Genomic DNA, 542 nt, shown 5'->3' with positions numbered 1-542 from the left:
GTGAGGAACCCGGTCATCGGCGTGATGCCGTCGTTGAAGCGGTTGCCGCGCTGGACGCGGCGGTCCAGCTCGCTGTCCGCGTACATGCCGGGGTCGGTCGGCGATTCGACGACGTCGGCGCAGTTGGCGTACGGGTCGTTGTGGATGTCGGAGCCGTAGCCGGAAGTGCCCCTGCGCACCACGGCGGACTGGAAGAACGCCGCGCCGTCCCAGCGGCCGATCTCGCCCATCAACAGCGTGTTGACGGTCCCGTCCTTCATGTCCCGGATGCCCCGCCAGGTCGCCTGGTCGAACATCCCGCGGGCCGTGGCCCGGTTCCGCGGGTAGTTGGCGTTGGACCAGTGGCTGATCCCGCGGCCGTTGTCGCCGCGGCAGAAGGCGTAGTTCGTCTCCGCGATGCCGTTGGGCTGCTTGCCGTCGGTCGGGCAGAGCAGCGTCGCGACCTGAGTCCGCCACGGCGTGTACTGCCCCCGCCACGGACGGCCGCCGCCGGAACGGAACACGTCGTCGGTCGTGGACGCGTCGCCGTCGCGGTCGAACGG

The 542-nt window shown here is 70.5% G+C and carries 1 protein-coding gene; it reads right to left on the bottom strand.

Annotated features, from left to right (window positions below):
* The coding region (locus tag ACG2DA_RS23050) for a DUF1559 domain-containing protein (RefSeq protein ID WP_395259061.1) at positions 1–503 on the bottom strand (503 nt) is incomplete at its 3' end.
* Positions 504–542: the final 39 nt, after the last annotated feature.

This window comes from Alienimonas sp. DA493, from assembly GCF_043951915.1.
In the GTDB taxonomy this organism is placed as follows: domain Bacteria; phylum Planctomycetota; class Planctomycetia; order Planctomycetales; family Planctomycetaceae; genus Alienimonas.
Note: the sequence above shows the minus strand (reverse complement) of the source record. Positions and strands in the feature narration are given on the sequence as shown.